The 16,768-nt window shown below is 66.2% G+C and carries 20 protein-coding genes and 1 tRNA gene; 3 read left to right on the top strand and 18 right to left on the bottom strand.

The annotated features are described in order from the left end of the window. From ACORQU_RS10855 to ACORQU_RS10835, 5 genes are all read right to left on the bottom strand, one after another. Window positions 1-1,194, bottom strand: coding sequence for a cystathionine gamma-synthase (locus ACORQU_RS10855; protein ID WP_491641191.1), 1,194 nt, complete (start codon window positions 1,192-1,194; stop codon window positions 1-3). A gap of 91 nt (window positions 1,195-1,285) precedes the next feature. Continuing rightward, window positions 1,286-2,656, bottom strand: a complete 1,371-nt coding sequence (locus ACORQU_RS10850) for a pyridoxal-phosphate dependent enzyme (RefSeq protein ID WP_491641190.1) — start codon at window positions 2,654-2,656, stop codon at window positions 1,286-1,288. 193 nt (window positions 2,657-2,849) lie between these two features. Further along, window positions 2,850-3,068, bottom strand: coding sequence for an HP1242/YdcH family protein (locus ACORQU_RS10845; RefSeq protein ID WP_271647306.1), 219 nt, complete (start codon window positions 3,066-3,068; stop codon window positions 2,850-2,852). A 333-nt stretch (window positions 3,069-3,401) separates the two neighbouring features. Then, window positions 3,402-4,283: a hypothetical protein gene (locus ACORQU_RS10840; protein WP_491641189.1), complete on the bottom strand. Its 882-nt coding sequence runs from the start codon at window positions 4,281-4,283 to the stop codon at window positions 3,402-3,404. Further along, window positions 4,280-4,729 carry a DUF4398 domain-containing protein gene (locus ACORQU_RS10835; protein ID WP_491641188.1) on the bottom strand — a complete coding sequence of 150 codons (450 nt, stop codon included), beginning with the start codon at window positions 4,727-4,729 and terminating at the stop codon, window positions 4,280-4,282. The genes ACORQU_RS10840 and ACORQU_RS10835 overlap by 4 nt, the downstream gene beginning before the upstream one ends. Before the next feature lie 98 nt (window positions 4,730-4,827). Between ACORQU_RS10835 and ACORQU_RS10830 the strand changes: the two genes are divergently transcribed. Continuing rightward, window positions 4,828-5,964, top strand: a complete 1,137-nt coding sequence (locus tag ACORQU_RS10830; protein ID WP_271647309.1) for a PilT/PilU family type 4a pilus ATPase — start codon at window positions 4,828-4,830, stop codon at window positions 5,962-5,964. 93 nt (window positions 5,965-6,057) lie between these two features. Here ACORQU_RS10830 and maiA read toward each other — a convergent pair whose 3' ends face one another. From maiA to rplM, 6 genes are all read right to left on the bottom strand, one after another. After that, a complete protein-coding gene (maiA, locus tag ACORQU_RS10825) occupies window positions 6,058-6,735 on the bottom strand; it encodes a maleylacetoacetate isomerase (protein WP_491641187.1) in 678 nt (225 codons plus the stop codon). A 74-nt stretch (window positions 6,736-6,809) separates the two neighbouring features. Next, entirely contained in the window at window positions 6,810-7,799 is a 990-nt protein-coding gene (locus ACORQU_RS10820) for a fumarylacetoacetate hydrolase family protein (protein ID WP_491641186.1), read from the bottom strand. A gap of 105 nt (window positions 7,800-7,904) precedes the next feature. Beyond that, window positions 7,905-8,642: a 2OG-Fe dioxygenase family protein gene (locus ACORQU_RS10815; protein WP_491641185.1), complete on the bottom strand. Its 738-nt coding sequence runs from the start codon at window positions 8,640-8,642 to the stop codon at window positions 7,905-7,907. Window positions 8,643-8,824: 182 nt separating this feature from the next. Next, window positions 8,825-8,899: transfer RNA gene (locus tag ACORQU_RS10810), tRNA-Gln, on the bottom strand. A gap of 53 nt (window positions 8,900-8,952) precedes the next feature. Next, a complete protein-coding gene (gene rpsI, locus ACORQU_RS10805) occupies window positions 8,953-9,345 on the bottom strand; it encodes a 30S ribosomal protein S9 (protein ID WP_271647313.1) in 393 nt (130 codons plus the stop codon). Window positions 9,346-9,347: 2 nt separating this feature from the next. Continuing rightward, window positions 9,348-9,776, bottom strand: a complete 429-nt coding sequence (gene rplM, locus ACORQU_RS10800; protein WP_271647314.1) for a 50S ribosomal protein L13 — start codon at window positions 9,774-9,776, stop codon at window positions 9,348-9,350. Window positions 9,777-10,016: 240 nt separating this feature from the next. Here rplM and coq7 point away from each other — a divergent pair, with 240 nt between their 5' ends. Continuing rightward, complete coding sequence (gene coq7, locus ACORQU_RS10795) at window positions 10,017-10,664, top strand: 2-polyprenyl-3-methyl-6-methoxy-1,4-benzoquinone monooxygenase (protein WP_491641184.1); 648 nt, start codon at window positions 10,017-10,019, stop codon at window positions 10,662-10,664. A 210-nt stretch (window positions 10,665-10,874) separates the two neighbouring features. Here coq7 and sugE read toward each other — a convergent pair whose 3' ends face one another. After that, the gene (gene sugE, locus ACORQU_RS10790; RefSeq protein ID WP_271647316.1) at window positions 10,875-11,189 is read right to left on the bottom strand and encodes a quaternary ammonium compound efflux SMR transporter SugE; all 315 of its coding nucleotides are present in this window, start codon (window positions 11,187-11,189) and stop codon (window positions 10,875-10,877) included. 195 nt (window positions 11,190-11,384) lie between these two features. Further along, complete coding sequence (gene speD, locus ACORQU_RS10785) at window positions 11,385-12,179, bottom strand: adenosylmethionine decarboxylase (protein WP_271647317.1); 795 nt, start codon at window positions 12,177-12,179, stop codon at window positions 11,385-11,387. Between the two features lie 146 nt (window positions 12,180-12,325). Between speD and crp the strand changes: the two genes are divergently transcribed. Beyond that, the gene (crp, locus tag ACORQU_RS10780) at window positions 12,326-13,009 is read left to right on the top strand and encodes a cAMP-activated global transcriptional regulator CRP (protein WP_271647318.1); all 684 of its coding nucleotides are present in this window, start codon (window positions 12,326-12,328) and stop codon (window positions 13,007-13,009) included. Window positions 13,010-13,193: 184 nt separating this feature from the next. Here the strand turns inward: crp and ACORQU_RS10775 are convergent, their stop codons facing one another. From ACORQU_RS10775 to ACORQU_RS10755, 5 genes are all read right to left on the bottom strand, one after another. Then, window positions 13,194-13,919, bottom strand: coding sequence for a haloacid dehalogenase-like hydrolase (locus ACORQU_RS10775; RefSeq protein WP_491641183.1), 726 nt, complete (start codon window positions 13,917-13,919; stop codon window positions 13,194-13,196). After that, a complete protein-coding gene (gene trpC, locus ACORQU_RS10770) occupies window positions 13,916-14,707 on the bottom strand; it encodes an indole-3-glycerol phosphate synthase TrpC (protein ID WP_491641182.1) in 792 nt (263 codons plus the stop codon). The genes ACORQU_RS10775 and trpC overlap by 4 nt, the downstream gene beginning before the upstream one ends. Window positions 14,708-14,776: 69 nt before the next feature. Continuing rightward, a complete protein-coding gene (locus tag ACORQU_RS10765) occupies window positions 14,777-15,118 on the bottom strand; it encodes an antibiotic biosynthesis monooxygenase family protein (protein WP_491641181.1) in 342 nt (113 codons plus the stop codon). Then, window positions 15,115-16,143 (bottom strand): anthranilate phosphoribosyltransferase, encoded by a 1,029-nt coding sequence (trpD, locus tag ACORQU_RS10760; RefSeq protein ID WP_491641180.1) that lies wholly within the window; start codon window positions 16,141-16,143, stop codon window positions 15,115-15,117. Before trpD ends, ACORQU_RS10765 begins: the two co-directional genes overlap by 4 nt. Window positions 16,144-16,145: 2 nt before the next feature. Further along, on the bottom strand, window positions 16,146-16,724 hold the full coding sequence (locus tag ACORQU_RS10755) for an anthranilate synthase component II (protein ID WP_491641179.1): 579 nt from the start codon (window positions 16,722-16,724) through the stop codon (window positions 16,146-16,148). Window positions 16,725-16,768 lie beyond the last annotated feature (44 nt).

The following is a 16,768-nucleotide window of genomic DNA, read 5'->3' as shown; positions in this document are numbered from 1 at the left end:
TTAGCGGTTCCCAGCCAGCGCCCTTTCCAGATCCCCCTGCAGATCCACTAATTCCTCCACCCCTACGCTCAGCCTTACCAGCGCATCGCTGATGCCCAGCTGTTCGCGGCGCGCGACCGGAATCGAAGCATGCGTCATCACCGCGGGGTGGTTAACCAGGCTCTCGACGCCACCGAGTGATTCGGCCAGGGTGAATAACTGGGCATTTTCGCAGAAGCGCTTGGCTGCCTCAGCGCCACCCTTGAGTTCGAACGAAATAATGCCGCCGAAGCCGGACATCTGCTTGGCCGCAAGATCGTGTTGTGGATGCGAAGTCAGGCCGGGATAGATCACCTTGGAGACCGCGTCGTGTGTATCCAGCCACTGCGCCAGCGCCAGGGCGTTGTCGCAATGCGCTTTCATGCGCAGGTGCAGGGTCTTGAGGCCGCGCAGGGCGAGGAAGCTGTCGAACGGTCCCTGCACGGCACCGGCGGAGTTCTGCAGGAAGGCGAGCTCGTCAGCCAACTCGGCGTTGTCGCCGACCACGGCCACGCCGCCGACCATGTCCGAGTGGCCGTTGAGGTATTTGGTGGCCGAATGCACCACGATGTCCGCGCCGAGGCTCAGCGGGCGCTGCAACATCGGCGAGGCGAAGGTGTTGTCCACCACCACCATCAGTCCATGGCGCTTGGCGATCTGTGCGATCGCGGCGATATCCACGATCTTGAGCATCGGATTGGTGGGCGTCTCGATCCACACCAGCTTGGTCTTTGGCGTGATCGCCGCCTCGAACGCCGCCGCGTCGGTCAGGTCGACGTAGCTGAAGGCCAGTCCCGCGCTGCGGGTGCGCACGCGCTCGAACAGCCGGAAGCTACCGCCATACAGGTCATCCATCGCGATGACGTGGTCGCCGCTGTCCAGCAGTTCCAGCACGGTGGCCGTGGCGGCCATGCCAGAGGCGAAGGCGAAACCCCGCGAGCCCCCTTCCAGCGCGGCCACGCAGCGCTCGTAGGCGAAGCGGGTCGGATTCTGGGTGCGGCTGTACTCGAATCCCGAGTGCTCGCCCGGGCTGGACTGGGCGTAGGTCGAGGTGGCGTAGATGGGCGGCATCACCGCCCCGGTACTGGGATCGGGAGACTGCCCGCCGTGGATGGCGAGCGTCGCCAAGGCCAGGCTGCTGTCGCCGTCCTGGCTCCCGCGGGTATGGTCGGACATGGGGGACTTCTCAAAGAGCGGTCGGAATTCTAACAGCGCCTTCACCGGCAGGTGAGCGCCAAGTACCTGAATTCAAAAATGAACGACGCATCTATTGCACCCGGCGTCGCAAGTAGTTCAGCAGGTCGATCCGGGTGATCAGGCCGAGGAACTGCTCGCCATTCATCACGATGGCCACCTGCCCCCGGTCGAACACCGGCAACAGCGCCTCGATAGGCGATTTCACGTCCAGTCGTTCCAGCTTGCTGACCATCGCGGTGGCCACCGGATCGCCGAAGCGCGCCTCGTCGCCGTAGACATGCAGCAGCACGTCGGATTCGTCGATGATGCCGACCAGCGTTTCGCCCTCCATCACCGGCAACTGCGACACGTCGTAAAGCTTCATGCGCTGGTAGGCGGTGGTCAGCAGGTCGGTCGGTGCCACCACCACCGTGTCCTTCTGGCTGTACGGGCGTAGGATCAGATCGCGCAGGTCGCCGTGCTGGGGGCGTTCGATGAAGCCGTTGTCCAGCATCCAGTAGTCGTTGTACATCTTGGACAGGTACTTGTTGCCGGTGTCGCAGACGAACACCAGCACCTTCTTGGGCGTGGTCTGCTCGCGGCAGTAGCGCAGCGCGGCGGCCAGCAGCGTGCCGGTCGAAGACCCGCCCAGGATGCCTTCCTTGGCCAGCAGCTCGCGGGCGGTCAGGAAGCTCTCCTTGTCCGGGATCGCGTAGGCCTTCTTGACCCGGGTGAAGTCGGAGATGTCCGGCAGGAAATCCTCGCCGATGCCCTCCACCAGCCAGCTACCGGATTTCTCGCTCAGCGTGCCTTCGTTGATGTACTGGGTGAGGATCGAGCCGACCGGGTCGGCCAACACCAGCTCGGTCTGCGGCGAGGCCTTGGCGAAGGCGCGCGACAGGCCGGTCATGGTGCCCGAGCTGCCACAACCAAAGACGATCGCGTCCAACTGCCCGCCCATCTGCTCCAGGATCTCCGGGCCGGTGCCGAACTCGTGCGCGGCCGGGTTGTCCGGGTTGCCGAACTGGTTGATGAAGTAGGCGCCAGGGGTCTCGCGCGCGATGCGCGCAGCCAGGTCCTGGTAGTACTCCGGGTGTCCCTTGGCCACGTCCGAGCGGGTCAGCACGACTTCGGCGCCCATCGCCTTGAGGTTGAAGATCTTTTCCCGGCTCATCTTGTCGGGGACCACCAGGATCAGGCGATAGCCCTTCTGCTGAGCCACCAGTGCTAGCCCTAAGCCAGTGTTGCCCGCCGTGCCCTCGACCAGGGTGGCGCCTGGCTTGAGGTCGCCGCGGGCTTCAGCGGCGCTGATCATGGACAGGCCGATCCGGTCCTTGATCGAGCCGCCGGGGTTGGCGCTCTCCAGTTTCAGATAGAGCTCGCAAGGGCCGGCATCCAGATGCTGGGCCTTGATGATGGGGGTGTGTCCGATCAGCTCGAGGACCGAGGAATGGATCGTCATGCGCTGGACAGGCTCGCGGTTGGAAACGTGGGGCATTATCGCACCGCGCCGCCCCGGCACTGTTCAGACCGATGAACAGGACGCCCCCCCCCCAAATGAAAGCGGCGACCCAAGGGCCGCCGCGGTCAGGGGAATTGCGCGGGTGCCGGCGTCCGACGAGGAAGTCACCGGCACCCGCGACTGCGAAGGGGCGTCAGTGGGGCGCGGCGTCGTATTTACGCTGCAGACGTTGCTTGGCGAGCAGCTTTTCGCGCTTCATCTGGCCCAGGGTGCCATCGTCGATGGCCAGGACGCCGAGCTCGGCGTCGGTCACCTTCTTGTCGAGCTTGCGGTGGCGCTGGTAGAGCTGCTTGAACTCGGGATCGGACTTGATCAATGCCTCGATTTCGGACTGGGGTTGACCTTCGAACATGGGAGTCTCCTTCAGCTGAAATGCAAACGCCCCGGCCGGTCTGCGGCACAGGGCGTGGCGTGGGGGAGCACCGGATCGCTGGACCGACGCCCCGTCAGGGCGTCTGCGGTGAACTGCTCGGGTTGGGGCATCGGCGTCATCGGCTCGGCGTCTCCGTTCTGCCCAGACGGTCCTGACGACCCGCCTGGGCATACGACCCTACTCCTGCCCAACGGGGTCGACAAGGCTTTGCGCAGGCAACATTCAGTCAATCCGACGAGCCGCCAATGCAGTCCCGCGCAAAGCGCGATGACCACCCCAAAAATCACATAAATGACTGATTTTTAACGAAAATCAAAGCGTCACCATGATCACCGCAGCGCGCGCCTTGCTCCCGCTCCCCTTGTTGCCGCCATCGCTGACCTGGGCCTTGGACACCCCCGCCTTCAGCAGGGCACTGCGCAGCGCCGCCGAGCGACGAGCGCCCGGCGTCTGCTTGTCGCCGTAGCCGTCGACCCGGGCCTTGGCGCCCTTGGTCGCATCCATGTAGGCGGCCAGCGCCTTGACCGCGGACCTGCCGGCCGCCGACAGCTCCGACTTGCCGCTGACGAAGACATCGGCGGGCAAGGTGAAGGCTTCGCTGCCATCGTCCGCGAAAGTGGACTTGGGCAGCTTCTCGCCGGACATCAGCTCGGCCTCCTGCCGGGCCAGGGCCGCGTCCTTCTTGCGGGCAGCGGTGAGCTTGGCCTGCTGGGCACCGGTCGCGTCGGTCAACGCTTGGTCGGCCTCGGCGGCTGCCTCCGCGTCGGCCTGCTGGCGCAGGCGCTCGGCCTCTTCGGCCTGGATCTGCTGCTGAACGCGCAGGCGCTCGGCCTCCTGGCGGGCACGTGCGGTCTCGCGGCGGCTGGCCTCAAGCAGCAGGCTGTTGCGAGTCTGGTCGAGATCGGCGATCTGCTGGGAGGTGCGCCCGGTCTGTGCTGCCAGTTCGGCGATCTCGACGCGGCGCTGGGCAACGTACAGCGCACTATCGCGCTCGCTACGGGACGCATCGGCATAACGCTGGATCGCCTGAACCGCCTGCAGGCGTTCGTAGGCGCCCTGCTCGCGCAGGTCCGGATTGGCGTCCAGCGCGCTCAGCCGCGCATTGAGCTGGGCGATCACCTCATCATCAGCGGCCAGGGCGACGCCCGTGCAACACAGCAACAGGGCGAGCATCAGGAGACGGGACAGGATCACGGCGTGCCCTCCGGGGTGGTGACAGGCAGGGCGGGAAGGGCGTCAGCGGGCGGCAGCGGCGCCGGCGGTGGTGGCGGCTCCGGGGTGGCCAGCGCCCTGCGGAGCCGGTCGACCTCGGCCTGCTCTTGGGCCAGCTTGGCTTGCGTGGTCGCCTGTTCACTGCGCGCCCGGGCCAGATCCGCGTCGGCCTGGGCCGCCATTGCCAGCCCCGGCCCTTCGCGGCGACCTTTGCGCGTATCCCCCAACGCTTGAGCTTGCGAGACCTTCTGTCGTGCCGACTGGATCAGATCCGGGGCGTACTGGTCGGCATCGGCCTGGGTGGCACGCTGGACAGCGGCCTGCGCAGCGGCGATCTCGGCCTGTTGCGCGGTGGCCGGTGCGGCGAACGAAAAGGCAAGGACGAGCGCACACAGCGCTCCGGGAATTTGTGCGAAGCTACGAATCATGAGGGTACGCGGCGTTCATGGGGAATCCGCGGCCATTGTCGTCAAGCCCGCGTCGAACATGCAACGCGTGGAAGCATCCGCCAGCAGGGGTTTTCACCATGGACATCGGCTATTTCCTCAAGCTGATGACGGAAAAGAACGCGTCGGACATGTTCCTGACCACCGGCGCGCCCGTCTACATCAAGATCGAAGGCAAGCTCTACCCGCTGGGCAATACTGGCCTGCCGCCGGGCATGGTCAAGAAGATCGCCTACTCGCTGATGGACGAAGGCCAGGTGCCGCAGTTCGAGCGCGACCTGGAGCTGAACATGGCCGTGGCCCTGGCCGACGCCGGCCGCTTCCGCGTCAACGTGTTCAAGCAGCGCGGCGAGGTCGGCATGGTGATCCGCGCCATCCGCAGCAAGATCCCCTCCATCGAGGAATTGCAGCTGCCTGAGGTGCTCAAGGACATCATCATGACCCCGCGCGGCCTGGTCCTGCTGGTCGGCTCGACCGGTTCGGGCAAGTCGACCTCGCTGGCCTCGATGATCGACTACCGCAACTCCAGCACCACCGGACACATCCTCACCATCGAGGACCCGATCGAATACCTGCACCGGCACAAGCAGTCCATCGTCAACCAGCGTGAGGTCGGCCTGGATACCCACGCCTTTCACAACGCGCTGAAGAACGCCATGCGCGAGGCGCCGGACGTGATCCTGATCGGCGAGATCCTGGATGCGACCACGATGGAGGCGGCCATCGCCTTTGCCGAGACCGGCCATCTGTGCCTGGCCACGCTGCACTCCAACAACGCCGACCAGACCATCGAGCGCATCCTCAACTTCTTCCCGGAAACCGCCCACAAGAACGTCCTGATGAACCTGGCGCTGAACCTGCGCGCCGTGGTGTCCCAGCGCCTGGTGCGCGGCGTGGACGGTCGGCGTTTGCCGGCGGCCGAAGTGCTGATCAACACCCCGGTGATCCGAGACCTGCTGCGCCGTGGCCAGATCCACGAGATCAAGCAAGCCATGGAGGAGTCGCTGGAAGACGGCATGGAGTCCTTCGACCAGTGCCTGTTCCGCATGGTCAAGGAAGGCAAGATCGCCCAGGACGAGGCGCTGCGCGCGGCGGACTCCCGCGACGGACTGGCGCTGAAGTTCCGCCTCTCCGAAGGCGCTGCCGGCGAGCACGACCCCTATGCCGACCTCTACGAGCAGAGCGGCACCTCATCGATTACCCACGGCTTCAGCTGAGGCGTCCGTGGGAGCCGCCATGGCGGCGATGGGACCTTACTGGGGAAAGCCCCATCGCCGCCATGGCGGCTCCCACAGGAGGAGAGACCTCTCTCAAACCTCCAGCGGCGCCAGCCCTGGCGCGTCGGGCTGACACTCGGGACTGGCGTGCTGAAAGGCCGGCAATGCCAGGCAAGCCTGCTCGATCCGGCTCAGGGTCGGGAACGGGGTCATGTCCACACCAAAACGCCGCGCGTTGTAGACCTGCGGGACCAGGCAGCAATCGGCCATTCCCGGCGCCTCGCCATGGCAATAGGTCCCCGTGACCAGGTCGTCGGCCAGCAGGGCCTCCATCGCCTGGAAGCCCTCGACGATCCAGTGTCGCACCCAGGCATCGCGCTCGACCGGCGGCACCCGCCATTCGTGCTCGAAGTAGCGCAGCACCCGTAAGTTGCCCAGCGGGTGCACATCGGCGGCCACCAACTGGGAAAGGTTGCGCACGCGGGCACGATCGCGCGCGGCCGCCGGCAGCAGGGGCCGTTCCGGCCAGCTTTCGTCCAGGTATTCCAGGATCGCCAGCGACTGGCGCAGCACGCGCCCGCCATGCAGCAGCGTGGGCACCATGTGCTGGGGGTTCAGGCGCACATAGTCCGGGTGATGCTGCTGCCCGCCATCGCGCACCAGATGCACCGGCAGCAGCTCGTACGCCAGGCCCTTGAGGTTCAGGCCGATCCGCACGCGGTAGGCCGCGCTGGAACGCCAGTAGGAATGCAGCCGCAACCGCTCGGACATGCGTCAAGACACCTTCAACGGAAACAAGCGGTACCACCTGCGGCACCGGGCGCACATTGTGGAACCTGCTCCGACTAGGGCAAGGGCTGGCGTTCGATTCGCTGCTCGATCGCACCAAAAATGGGACTTCCGTCGCTTGCCCGCATCTCGATGCGCACCGTGTCGCCAAACTTGAGGAAGGGCGTGGCGGGTTTGCCGTCGCGCAGGGTCTCCACCGTGCGCTGCTCGGCCAGGCAGGACGCGCCCTTGCCCATGTCGTGGTTGGCGATCGTCCCGGAACCAACCAGCGTCCCGGCCACCAGCGGACGGGTGCGGGCCGCATGGGCGATGAGCTGGGCGAAGTCGAACTGCATGTCGACACCTGCCTCCGGCTCACCAAACCAGTCACCGTTGATCTGGGTCAGCATCGGCAGGTGCAGCTTGTTGTCCTGCCAGGCCTGGCCCAACTCGTCGGGGGTGACCAGGACCGGAGAGAGCGCCGAGCGCGGCTTGGACTGCAGAAAGCCGAAGCCCTTGGCCAGCTCGCCGGGGATCAGGTGGCGCAGCGAGACATCGTTGACCAGGCCGATCAACTGGATGTGGTCGGCCGCCTGGGCCGCGTCAACCGCCATGGGGACGTCGTCGGTGACGACAAGCACTTCGGCCTCCAGGTCGATGCCGTAGTCTTCGCTGACCACGCGGATCGGTTCGCGCGGCCCCAGGAAGCCCGCGCTGGTCGCCTGGTACATCAGCGGATCGGTATAGAAACTCTCCGGCACCTGCGCGCCGCGCGCCTGGCGCACGCGCTCGACATGCGGCAGGTAGGCGCTGCCGTCCACGAATTCATAGGCGCGCGGCAGCGGCGCGGCCAGTGCCGCCATCTCCAGATCGAACGCACCGTCGGCCTGATCCGCATTGAGCGACTCGGACAGCGCGTTCAGGCGAGGCGCCAGATTGGACCAGTCCTCCAGTGCGCGCTGCAGGGTGGGCGCGATGCCGGTGGCCCGGACCGCGCGGGTCAAGTCACGCGAGACCACGATCAGCGTGCCGTCGCGGCCGCCTTCCTTCAGGGAACCCAGTTTCATCGATGTCCTCCGCGCCCCTCCGGCGCAATCGTTTCGATTGTAACGACTGCGCACCCGACCGGAAGACCACTCCCTCGATGCTCAGCCAGACCAGCGCGAGCCGCCTCAGTCCTCGCCCTGGAATGCACCGGCGCGGTAGGTCAGCACGAGGGTATCGCGATGTCCCCCCTGCTCCAGCGGCTGGATCGGGGTGGACTCATGGATCACCCGGGCATCATCGAGCAACAGCGCCGACCAGGGCTGTTCCAGGGTGAAACGCTGACCCTGCGTGCCCTGCGCCTCGAACACACGGGTCTCGCCCCCCTTGATGCCGACCCGATCCACCAGCAGCACCACAACGAAATCGACGCCGTCACGATGGGCGCCCTCCGGCGTGGGCCGGCCGATGCCATCGGCCGTATCGATCCGGAACTGGTGCGCCTCCACGAACCAGCGCGGCTGATCGCGCATGCTGGAAAAGAGCCGACCGAAGCCCTCGATCAAGCCAGGCCACGCCGCCTGCGCCAAGGTCTCGGCGGTGACCGGTTCGAACCAGCGGTGCATCCCGCCGTGCAGGGCGTTGTAGTCCTCCGACTGCCAGTGCGCCCGCGGCGGAGCCTGCAAGAGCCGGTCGCCCTCTTGCACGAAACAGGCATGGCGTCGCCGCCGATAGCGCCCGCCGTCGCGCAGATAGGTGTCCACGGCCAGGTCATCCCAGCCTGGCGTCAGGGCGTCGAAGGCATCGGAGGGACAGCCGGCGATCGCCGAGACCGCCGCGCGGTCGAGCACCGCGTAGCCATCCAGGCGCATGCGATCGACCACATCCGCGGTCGGCGTGAGGGGGGGAAGCGGGGAAACACGCATGACAGACTGTCTCGAGATGATGCGCGCGGCGTGGCCGCGGCGGGACAGCCATCGATTCTACAACCTGACCAGGCCAGACCCTGTTCCACCCATGCAACAGGAGCGGACACGGCGTGAACGCGAGCGCGGCCGTTTGGAGGGGCCAAGAAAAAACCCGCCACGAGGGCGGGTTTTCTTGAAGATGGCAGCCCCGGAAGGATTCGAACCTCCGAATGCCTGAGTCAGAGTCAGGTGCCTTACCGCTTGGCGACGGGGCTGTGGAACAACCAGGCGGCCATTGTAACGCCGCCCGGCGTAAAGCAGAAGATGATCAGCGCTTGGAGAACTGGGTCGCGCGACGGGCCTTGTGCAGACCGACCTTCTTGCGCTCGACTTCGCGCGCGTCACGGGTCATGAAGCCCGCCTTGCGCAGCTCGATCTTCAGGGTTTCGTCGTACTCGACCAGCGCGCGGGCGATGCCCAGGCGGATGGCGCCGGCCTGGCCGGTGGTACCACCGCCAGCGGCGGTCACGAAGATGTCGAAGCTTTCGGTGTTGTTGGTCAGCTCCAGCGGCTGGCGCACGATCATGCGCGCGGTCTCACGGCCGAAGAACTCGTCCAGCGGACGGTCGTTGACGGTGATCTTGCCCGAGCCCTTGCGCAGGAACACGCGGGCGGTGGAGGACTTGCGACGGCCAGTGCCGTAGTTCTGAGTGATAGCCATGATTAGATGTCCAGGACCTGCGGCTGCTGAGCGGCGTGCGGATGGGCGGAACCAGCGTAGACCTTCAGCTTGCGGTACATGGCCCGGCCCAGCGGGCCCTTCGGCAGCATGCCCTTGACGGCGGTCTCGATCACGCGTTCCGGGTGACGCTCCAGCGCCTGCTGCAGGGTCTCGGTCTTCAGGTTACCGATGTAACCGGTGAAGCGGTGATACTTCTTGTCGGTGAGCTTCTTGCCGGTCACGGCAATCTTCTCGGCGTTGATGACGACCAGGTAGTCGCCGGTATCAACGTGGGGGGTGTAGACCGGCTTGTGCTTGCCGCGCAGACGGCGGGCCAGCTCGGTGGACAAACGACCCAGGGTCTTGCCCGAGGCGTCGACGAGATACCAGTCGCGCTGGACGGTCTCGGACTTGGCGGTGAAGGTGCTCATGAAAGAAGCTCTTTGTGTTTGGTCGGGCGGATTGCGCGCAGGCCTTGACCCGTGCGGAACTTTGCCACGCGTTGTGAAGGGTGAAACCGAAGGCGCGGAATCTTACGCGTCCTCGCCCGGCTTTGCAACCGCCGGCCAGCGCGCCCGGCCGGCACGGCGATCGCGACTTGGCAGCGCTCCCGTGCAGGGCGAACATGGCCGCATCCGCCGCTGCGCGGCGCCACCTCCCTGCCCCCCGACATGACCGCCGCCATCCGCCTGCATAGCCGCCTGGACCTGCTTCTGGCCGAGGCCCAGCACGCCCTGGAAACCACGCTCGGCAATCCGCCGGCCCAGCGCCCCTACCCGGCCAGCGCCACGCCCGATGTCGCCCTGGACAAGGCAGAGCGCCGCCACGCCGCCGGCTTGATGCGCATCAACCACGTCGGCGAGGTCTGTGCCCAGGCGCTCTATTCCGGCCAGGCCGCCGTCGCCCGCGATGCACAGACCCGCGACCATCTGCGCGAGGCCGCCCAGGAGGAAACCGACCACCTGGCCTGGTGCGCCCGGCGGCTGCGCGAGCTGGACAGTCGCCCCAGCCTGTTCAACCCGCTGTGGTACGGGGGCAGTTATGCGATCGGTGTCGCGGCGGGGCTGCGCGGGGACGGCTGGAATCTGGGCTTCGTGGTCGAGACCGAACGCCAGGTTGAAGCCCACCTGGAGGAACACCTGGAGTCCCTGCCGCCCGCGGACCTGCGCAGCCGCGCCATCCTGCGGGTGATGAAGGAGGACGAGGCGCGCCATGCGGACCATGCCGAGCATGCCGGAGCGCGCGTCCTGCCCTTCCCGATCCCCAGCGTGATGCGACTGGCCTCGCGGGCGATGAAGACTGTGGCGTACCGGCTCTAGGCGGGGGCCGCCGGGCGCCAAACGCTCCCCGTCCTCGTCTCGGCACAGCCATTGTTTTTGAGGGAAGAGCCGGCAGCCAACCCGCCTAGTTGCCCCTCGCAGGCAACGAAGCAATTCCGTGGGAGCCGCCACGGCGGCGATTGGCTTTACTGGTAAAGCCTCATCGCCGCCATGGCGGCTCCCACTCAGCGCTCTGCCTCACAGGCCCGGTTACCCCACCAGCTTCAATCCGATGACGCCGGCCACGATCAAGCCGATGCACGCCAGCCGCGCCGGCGAGGCCGACTCGGAAAACAGGAGCACGCCGACCACGGCCACGCCGGTGGCACCGATACCGGTCCACACCGCGTAGGCCGTCCCGACCGGAATCCCCTTCATCGCCTGGGTCATCAGCCACAGGCTGGCGCCGGCCGCGGCCATCGTGCCTACGCTCGGCCATAGCCGGGTGAAGCCTTCGGTGTACTTCAGCCCGATGGCGAAGCAGATTTCGAGCAGGCCTGCGGCCAGCAGATAAGCCCATGCCATTCCCTTCTCCTTGCAGCGTGCGTCATTTGCAACCCAACCGCGCCGGGGCCGGAAAAGCGAAACGGCCCGGGCGCGAACCCGGACCGTCGTCGGTCATCCAGCAGCGCGGACCTGTCGGGCCGCGGGCGGGTCGTCCCGCCTCAGATCCCAGAATCATGGGGCAGCGCCATGCAACCTGCGCTGTCCCGTTGACCTTTACTCGGCCAGGTTGCGGCCGTGGAACAGCTCCTCGATCTCCCGCTTGAGCAGGCTCTCGATCTTCATGCGCTCCTTGAAGGACAGGTTGCGCGCCTTTTCCTCGAACAGATACTGATCCAGGTCGAAGTCGGTCAGGTGCATCTTGGTGTGGAAGATGTTTTCCTGATAGACGTTGACGTCGATCATCTCGTAGCGGGACTTGATGTTCTTGGCCATGAAGTCCTGGATCGAGTTGATCTTGTGATCGATGTAGTGCTTCTTGCCCTTGATGTCGCGGGTGAAGCCACGGACGCGGTAGTCCATGATCACGATGTCCGACTCGAAGGACTCGATCAGGTAATTGAGCGCCTTCAGCGGCGAGATGACGCCACAGGTGGCCACATCAATGTCCGCGCGGAAGGTCGCGATGCCCGCCTGGGGATGCGTTTCGGGATAGGTATGGACGGTGATGTGGCTCTTGTCCATGTGCGCGACCACTGCGTCGGAAATCACCTTGTTGCCGGCCTGTTTCTTGTCAATCACCGGCTCTTCGGAGATCAGGATCGTCACCGACGCACCCTGGGGGTCGTAGTCCTGACGCGCGACATTGAGGATATTGGCGCCAATGATCTCGGCCACATCCGTCAGGATCTGGGTCAGGCGATCGGCGTTGTATTCCTCGTCGATGTACTCGATGTACCGCTGGCGCTCGTCTTCGGAGACGGCGTAGCACACGTCGTAGATGTTGAAGCTCAGCGCCTTGGTGAGGTTGTTGAAGCCCTGCAGCCTCAGGCGCGGCAGTGGTTTGACCACGGCGGTGGACCTTCGCAGATGAAAAGGGTGAAGCGGAGAATTATGCGGCAATTGACCTGACCATGAAATGACACCGCGACGCACATTGCCGCCGCCGACCCATTCAGACTAAGCTCGGTCCTGTTCGTTTTACTTCATGAGCTGCCATGAAAGCAGGTCTGCCCCCGAGCTTGACCCGATCCCCGGCCAGTGCGCTGATCCCGGACCTGACGACCATCGAGTCGTTCCTGTCCAACAGCCATCGCCGCCGCTACCCCGCCCGCGCCGATGTTTTCCGACCCGGCGACCCGGCCGGGACCCTGTATTACGTGGTCAGCGGCTCGGTGAGCATCCTGGCCGAGGAAGATGACGATCGCGAGCTGGTGCTGGGTTATTTCGGCCCCGGCGAGTTCGTGGGCGAGATGGGGCTGTTCATCGAATCGGACCGCCGCGAGGTCGTCCTGCGCACCCGGACCCAGTGCGAACTGGCTGAAATCAGCTATGAACGCCTGCACCAGCTGTTCGGCGGGGCCTTGGCCTCTGACTCGGCCAAGCTGCTGTTCGCCATCGGCACCCAGCTCTCACGGCGCCTGCTGGATACCAGCCGCAAGGCCAGCCGTCTGGCGTTCCTGGATGTGACCGACCGCATCATTCGCACCCTGCACGACCTGGCCCACGAGCCGGAAGCCATGAGCCATCCGCAGGGCACCCAGTTGCGGGTCTCGCGCCAGGAGCTGGCGCGCCTGGTCGGGTGCTCGCGCGAAATGGCCGGACGCGTCCTGAAGAAGCTTCAGGCCGATGGCCTGCTGCACGCGCGCGGCAAGACGGTGGTGCTGTACGGAACGCGCTGAGACGTTTCCGGCGACCTCGTCACAAAATGGCCGGGATTTCCCGGCCATTTTTTTGTCTGATTCTACTGACGTCTTCCATGACCGACGTCTTCCTGCCCGTTTCCAGGCGCATCCCGTGGGGACTTCCATAAAAGTGCGTCGCGAAAGCCGATCAGGTGTGTGAGCGGCATCCACCTGCGCGCTTTCAGGTCACCGGACTGCCAGCACGGCTGGTGCATCCCCAATTCAAGATGGGCGTTCCAGCGGGCAACAGGCGGCGGAACGCCTCGACCTTGTCGGCCTTGGGGTTGACCACGACCGGCCGCGCGGCGGCCAGCAGCAGCGGCAGGTCCGCACTGCTGTCGCTATAGGCCACTGCGACCTGCCCATAGCCCTGCTCGCGCAGCATCCGCATCTTTTCTTCGTGGTGGCAGTGCCGGCGGGCGATGACGGCCCCGAACTTTGGCCCGACCAAGGTGCCAATCACCGGCACGTCCTGGTGGGCGACGAAGGACAGGATCGCCCGGGCCAGTTCCGGCGGGGCGCCGGTGGCCACCACGACGCGATCCCCGGCCGCGCGGTGGGCCGTGAAGATCTCCAGCGCCGCGTCCAGCAGGCGGCCTTCCATCTGCGGCCGGTTGCGCTCGACGTAAGCGTCGATCAGGTCCTCCAGGTCCCGGCGCCGGCGCAGGCCGACCGTGGCGATCCAGACGTACCCGGAAATCCCACGCCGGCGCGTCGGTAGCCAGGCCACCATCGGCCCTAGGAGTGGCGTGACCAGCAAGGCGGCCGCTGTGCGCAGCCAGCTGCGCCGGATCAGCCAGGCGAACAGGTGGCTGCCCGAATCGCCGTCGTAGAGGGTGTGGTCGAAATCGAACACCACCACCGGCGCATCCGCGGCCGGCGTGGGATACGGGCCGGGCACGGTCATGCGAAGAACAGCTCCCGCAGGGCCTCGCCAGGCTCGGCCGCGCGCATGAAGGTCTCACCGACCAGGAAGCCGTGCACGCCTTGACCGCGCATCAAGGCCACGTCCGCCGGGGTCGCGATGCCGCTCTCGGTCACCAGCACGCGGTCGCGCGGCACCGCGTCCTTCATCTCCAGCGTGGTCTGCAGCGAGGTCTGGAAGGTGCGCAGGTTGCGGTTGTTGATGCCCAGCAGCGGCGCCGGCACCTGCAGCGCGCGCTCCAGTTCGTCGATGTCATGCACTTCGACCAGCACGTCCATGCCCAGCTGCATGGCCAGATCGGCCAGGCCGACCAGTTGCACATCGTCCAGCGCCGCCACGATGAGCAGGATGCAGTCGGCGCCCAGGGCGCGTGCCTCATAGACCTGGTAGGGGTCGATGGTGAAGTCCTTGCGCAGCACAGGCAGCGTGCAGGCCTCGCGCGCCTGTTGCAGGTAGGCGTCGGCGCCCAGGAAGAAGTCAACGTCAGTGAGCACCGACAGACACGACGCGCCGCCGAACTCGTAGCTCACCGCGATCTCGGCCGGATGGAAGTCCGGGCGGATGACGCCCTTGGATGGGCTGGCCTTCTTCACTTCGGCGATCACGCCGGCATCGCCGGCGGCGATGCTCCGGCGCAGCGCATCGGCGAAGCCGCGCACGGGCGAGGCGCCGGCCGCGCGAGCGATCAGCTCGGCCAGCGGAACAGCCGCACTGCGCGCGGCGATTTCCTCGCGCTTGCGAGCCAGGATGGTGTCGAGGATGTCGCTCATGGGTTCCGGGGCACTCTGGCGCCAACGCAGGGCCCGCATTGTCGCATTGTCACGCGCAGCGGCGCTGCCCTAGCCGGCATCGCCGCCGTAGGCGCGCTCGACGCGCGCCACCCGCACCTGGAAATGGGTGTACCAATCGCGCCGACCGGTCGCGCGCACCGCGGCGTGTTCGGCATGCGCGCGCCACGCGGCGATGGCGGCCTCACTGTCCCAATAGGAAACCGTGATCCCGAAGCCATCGGCGTCGCGGGCGGATTCGACCCCAAGGAACCCCACCTGCTGACGGGCGAGCGCGACCATCTGCTCGGCCGCCTGGCCGTAGCCCGCCGCATCGCCGTCGCTGCGGCGCGAGGAGAACATCACCGCCCAGTACGGCGGAGGCGGCAAGGCGGCGAACGCGCCATCATTCACGGCAATGCGCGGGTGAAATCGATGTATTGGCGCAGCTTGGCGGCCGCGCGCCCGTCGGCGATGGCCGCGCGCGCCGCGTCGATCCCGGCGGCGATCGAGTCGCTCACGCCCGCCACGTACAGGGCCGCGCCGGCGTTGTAGGCCACGATGTCCAAGGCGGGGCCCGGCTCACCGGCCAGCACGGCGTGCAGGATGGCAATGGACTGTTCCGGGCCGTCGACCTTGAGGTTGCGACTGGCCGACATGGCGATGCCGAAATCCTCCGGATGCAGCTCGTACTCGCGTACCTGGCCATCGCGCAGCTCGCCGACCAGCGTGCCGGCGCCCAGCGAAAGTTCATCCATGCCGTCGCGCCCCCACACCACCAACGCGCGCTCGGCACCCAGTTCCTGCAGCACACGCGCCTGGATGCCGACCAGGTCCGGATGGAACACGCCCATCAGGATGTTCGGCGAACCGGCCGGATTGGTTAGCGGCCCGAGGATGTTGAAGATGGTGCGCACGCCCATCTCCCACCGCACGGGCGCCACGACCTTCATCGCCGGGTGATGGATGGGCGCGAACATGAAGCCGATGCCCGTCGCCTCGATGGCGGCGGCCACCTGCGCTGGCTGCAATTCGATCTTCGCGCCCAGCGCCTCGAGCGCATCGGCGCTGCCGGACTTGGAGGACACACTGCGATTGCCGTGCTTGGCGACCTTAGCGCCCGCCGCGGCGGCCACGAACATCGAACAGGTCGAGATGTTGAAGGTGTGCGAGCCATCGCCGCCGGTGCCGACGATGTCGACCATATGGGTGTGATCGGCCACCTCCACCGTGCGCGAGAACTCGCGCATCACCGTGGCCGCACCGGAGATCTCGCCGATGGTCTCCTTCTTGACGCGCAGGCCGGTGAGGATGGCCGCGGTCATCATCGGCGAGATCTCGCCGCGCATGACCTGGCGCATCAGGTCCACCATCTCGTCGTGGAAGATCTCACGATGCTCGATGGTGCGCTGCAGGGCTTCCTGTGCAGTGATGGTCATCTTCAGCGCTCCAGGAAGTTCTTGAGCAGCGCATGGCCATGCTGGGTGAGGATGGACTCCGGATGGAACTGCACGCCCTCCACTGGAAACGCGCGATGGCGCAGGCCCATGATCTCTTCGACCGAACCATCGTCATTCTCGGTCCAGGCGGTGACTTCCAGGGCCTCGGGCAGCCGCGCCTTGTCCACCACCAGGGAGTGGTAGCGCGTGGCCTCGTAATGATCCGGCAAACCGGCAAATACACCCCGGCCTTCGTGGCGGATCGGCGAGACCTTGCCGTGCATGATGCGACCGGCACGAATCACCTCGCCGCCATAGGCCTGGCCGATGCTCTGATGACCCAGGCAGACACCGAGGATGGGCGTGGTCGGCCCCAGCTGCTCGATCACCTTGAGCGATACGCCGGCCTCGTTGGGAGTGCATGGACCGGGCGAAATCACGATGCGCTGCGCTGCGAGCTTGGCGATCTCCTCCACGCTGAGCGCGTCGTTGCGCACCACCTCGACCTCGGCACCCAGCGCCTGCAGGTACTGCACAAGGTTGTAGGTGAAGCTGTCGTAGTTGTCGATCATCAGTAACATATTTATCACCCAAATTAATAAGCGCGCCATCGCCTTTCCGCGGC

The organism is Pseudoxanthomonas sp. JC1303 (assembly GCF_058448525.1).
Note: the sequence above shows the minus strand (reverse complement) of the source record. Positions and strands in the feature narration are given on the sequence as shown.

What these genes read in the sequence shown, in the direction of transcription:
- ACORQU_RS10855 (WP_491641191.1), bottom strand. Translation starts at nt 1,194, where the DNA reads ATGTCCGACCATACCCGCGGGAGCCAGGACGGCGACAGCAGCCTGGCC.
- ACORQU_RS10850 (WP_491641190.1), bottom strand. Translation starts at nt 2,656, where the DNA reads ATGACGATCCATTCCTCGGTCCTCGAGCTGATCGGACACACCCCCATC.
- ACORQU_RS10845 (WP_271647306.1), bottom strand. Translation starts at nt 3,068, where the DNA reads ATGTTCGAAGGTCAACCCCAGTCCGAAATCGAGGCATTGATCAAGTCC.
- ACORQU_RS10835 (WP_491641188.1), bottom strand. Translation starts at nt 4,729, where the DNA reads ATGATTCGTAGCTTCGCACAAATTCCCGGAGCGCTGTGTGCGCTCGTC.
- ACORQU_RS10830 (WP_271647309.1), top strand. Translation starts at nt 4,828, where the DNA reads ATGGACATCGGCTATTTCCTCAAGCTGATGACGGAAAAGAACGCGTCG.
- maiA (WP_491641187.1), bottom strand. Translation starts at nt 6,735, where the DNA reads ATGTCCGAGCGGTTGCGGCTGCATTCCTACTGGCGTTCCAGCGCGGCC.
- ACORQU_RS10820 (WP_491641186.1), bottom strand. Translation starts at nt 7,799, where the DNA reads ATGAAACTGGGTTCCCTGAAGGAAGGCGGCCGCGACGGCACGCTGATC.
- ACORQU_RS10815 (WP_491641185.1), bottom strand. Translation starts at nt 8,642, where the DNA reads ATGCGTGTTTCCCCGCTTCCCCCCCTCACGCCGACCGCGGATGTGGTC.
- rpsI (WP_271647313.1), bottom strand. Translation starts at nt 9,345, where the DNA reads ATGGCTATCACTCAGAACTACGGCACTGGCCGTCGCAAGTCCTCCACC.
- rplM (WP_271647314.1), bottom strand. Translation starts at nt 9,776, where the DNA reads ATGAGCACCTTCACCGCCAAGTCCGAGACCGTCCAGCGCGACTGGTAT.
- coq7 (WP_491641184.1), top strand. Translation starts at nt 10,017, where the DNA reads ATGACCGCCGCCATCCGCCTGCATAGCCGCCTGGACCTGCTTCTGGCC.
- sugE (WP_271647316.1), bottom strand. Translation starts at nt 11,189, where the DNA reads ATGGCATGGGCTTATCTGCTGGCCGCAGGCCTGCTCGAAATCTGCTTC.
- crp (WP_271647318.1), top strand. Translation starts at nt 12,326, where the DNA reads ATGAAAGCAGGTCTGCCCCCGAGCTTGACCCGATCCCCGGCCAGTGCG.
- ACORQU_RS10775 (WP_491641183.1), bottom strand. Translation starts at nt 13,919, where the DNA reads ATGACCGTGCCCGGCCCGTATCCCACGCCGGCCGCGGATGCGCCGGTG.
- trpC (WP_491641182.1), bottom strand. Translation starts at nt 14,707, where the DNA reads ATGAGCGACATCCTCGACACCATCCTGGCTCGCAAGCGCGAGGAAATC.
- trpD (WP_491641180.1), bottom strand. Translation starts at nt 16,143, where the DNA reads ATGACCATCACTGCACAGGAAGCCCTGCAGCGCACCATCGAGCATCGT.
- ACORQU_RS10755 (WP_491641179.1), bottom strand. Translation starts at nt 16,724, where the DNA reads ATGTTACTGATGATCGACAACTACGACAGCTTCACCTACAACCTTGTG.